This window comes from Steroidobacter sp., from assembly GCF_016790065.1.
Classification (GTDB): Bacteria; Pseudomonadota; Gammaproteobacteria; order Steroidobacterales; family Steroidobacteraceae; genus Steroidobacter.
Genome location: NZ_JAEUPY010000865.1, coordinates 1 through 2,234, shown reverse-complemented (window position 1 = coordinate 2,234; position 2,234 = coordinate 1). Strand labels below are relative to the sequence as shown.

The 2,234-nt window shown below is 59.2% G+C and carries 3 protein-coding genes; 1 reads left to right on the top strand and 2 read right to left on the bottom strand.

Annotated elements, in window-relative coordinates; all coding sequences use genetic code 11:
- A partial coding sequence (locus JNL55_RS34750; protein WP_293865763.1) for a TonB-dependent receptor plug domain-containing protein occupies positions 1-428 on the bottom strand: 428 nt, incomplete at its 3' end.
- Between the two features lie 109 nt (positions 429-537).
- The gene (locus JNL55_RS34745; protein WP_293865760.1) at positions 538-1,422 is read right to left on the bottom strand and encodes a carbon-nitrogen hydrolase family protein; all 885 of its coding nucleotides are present in this window, start codon (positions 1,420-1,422) and stop codon (positions 538-540) included.
- 72 nt (positions 1,423-1,494) lie between these two features.
- On the opposite strand from JNL55_RS34745, the gene JNL55_RS34740 reads away from it, so the two are divergent.
- Positions 1,495-2,118 carry a GntR family transcriptional regulator gene (locus JNL55_RS34740; protein ID WP_293865757.1) on the top strand — a complete coding sequence of 208 codons (624 nt, stop codon included), beginning with the start codon at positions 1,495-1,497 and terminating at the stop codon, positions 2,116-2,118.
- Positions 2,119-2,234: the final 116 nt, after the last annotated feature.

The window sequence follows — 2,234 nt, the reverse complement described above, 5'->3', positions numbered from 1 at the left end:
GGATCGAGTTCGCTCAACTCCCGCGACACATCGTTCAGAGTTGAGGTCAGCAGCACGCCGTCGACCAGGATCACTGGCTTACGCCCGCGCAAGGAAGTGTATGTATTAACGGTGGCCTGATTACTCAGCGACAGACCAGGCACGAGTTGCGCCAGAACCGCTTGCAGATCTTGCGTGGTGCCTAGCTGCTTCGAGATTTCTTCCTCACCGATAACGTTGACCGAGATCGGCATCGAGGTCAGCTCGGTCGGCAGACGCGAACCCATCACCATGATTTCCTCGACACGGTTCTGATGCGCCTCGGCTTCGTTCGGCCCCGACACCTGCTGCGACCATGCGGGTGCGGTTCCGATCACGAGCGCCGCCACCGCGCTTGCCCTGCCCAGGCCAGCTGGGCTCAAACCTAAACCTCTGAAATCGTTGGTCACGGTAACTCCCCTATTTATAGATGTACTACGCGCACCAAAATCCTAGCCAATTTCGTATCCGGATACAATATCGAATCCTAAATTGGTACCAATATTGGCCGAAACAAAACTAGATCAGCTCAGCGGCCCGGATCTCCGTTACAAATGAACGCTCGTGCTCCAGGCAAGGCAGCGCCTCGCGGCACCGGTCGATGAGGTTGAGGTCGAGCCTGGCGCTGATGACGCCGGAGCTCTGGCCAGCGTCCGCAATGACTCGCCCCCACGGATCGACGATGAGCGAATGGCCATAGCGCGGGATCCCGTCCTCCGGTGTGCCACACTGATTCGGCGCGATCACGAAGCAGCCGCTTTCGATGGCGCGGGCTCGCAGCAAGGTATGCCAGTGAGCTTCCCCGGTTGTTTTGAGGAACGCGGACGGTACGCTTAGCAGCTCTGCTCCGTGCCGGACCAGCGACCGATACAACAAGGGAAATCGCAGGTCGTAACAGATCGACAGACCGAGCCGAACCCACGGCAACGCGACGACTTGTGCCACATGCCCTCGCCCATAAAGCGCCGACTCCGGCACTTCGTTGTCACCACTCACTGGAGCATCGAATAAATGAATCTTGTCGTAGGTCGTGACCAACTCCCCATCCGGCCCGACCACGACGCAACGATTCACCACCGCGCCTTGCAACGATCGCGCGGTTACCGAGCCAACCAGCACCCACTTACGGGATTCACGCGCCAACTCACGAATGCCCAACAGAAACCGGTGCTCGGCGAGAGGTCGAGCGTAGGCCCGGACTCGATCCGCATCCGCATCGAGGAGGTCCACTGCCTCGGGAAGAGCCACCAGATCAGCGGATTGAATCGCGGGGGATCTAAACCAATCCCGAATCTGTGCCAGATTTCGATCCGCCTCCGGGCCGCTCGTCATCTGAATACACGCGCATTCGAGCTCCTCTCGAGCGCCTACCGCTGCGAGCCGTGAATCATCATTGCCGGACATCGTGTTTTCTCCTTGATTGATACTTAATTTGGCACCAAAATCCGCCAGCTCTGTCCCCGGACCTACACAAACATGGAAAAGACTTTTTACGAGCGGCTGCGGATCGATTTGCTACGGGGGCGCTTCCGATCCGGCGAATGGCTGAAGCAAGCCGACCTGGAATCTCAGTACGCTGCCACGCGCTCGGAAGTTCGTGCGGCCCTCACTGAACTCGCCACGAGGCAACTGGTCGAGCACGTTCCAAATCGTGGCTATCGCGTCGTCAACCACAACGATGCGCAGCGCGAGCATTTGTACGAGACCCGCGTGATCGTGGAAACCGGCGCCGCCCGACTCGTAGTGAGTCGCGCCACCGACGCAGACATCGAGAAGTTCGCCGCCCTGGTGGAAGCCTTCGACGTCGCCGCGGACCGGGCCGACCACGCCAAGCTGCGTGATATCAACTGGCAGCTGCATGACGTCTTTTATCGATTTTCCGGCAACGACTTGCTGGCCGATGAGATTCGTGAATTGCGCGAACGCGGCACATTCGGCAACACCGGCACGTGGAGCACGCTCGCTGGCATCCGCGCCAGCAGCGCCGACCATCGCGAGATGCTGGCGATGCTCCGGAAACGCGATAGTGAAGGATTGACGCATGTTATCTATCGTCATCTCAACCGTCGGCGTGAGTTCACTTCCCAGGACGAGTTGTAAACTCACGGGGCTTCATCTGCCGAGCGATCAAGCGTGCTCGGAGATCTGAACTTTTGCGAGCGCGGCCAGAATGCCTTCTGGCATGCCTGACGCACTGGGCGAGGACAGTGCATGGC

Bases quoted from the DNA above. Each gene is read 5' to 3' on its own strand.
- JNL55_RS34740 (WP_293865757.1), top strand. From the start codon at position 1,495: ATGGAAAAGACTTTTTACGAGCGGCTGCGGATCGATTTGCTACGGGGG.
- JNL55_RS34745 (WP_293865760.1), bottom strand. From the start codon at position 1,422: ATGTCCGGCAATGATGATTCACGGCTCGCAGCGGTAGGCGCTCGAGAG.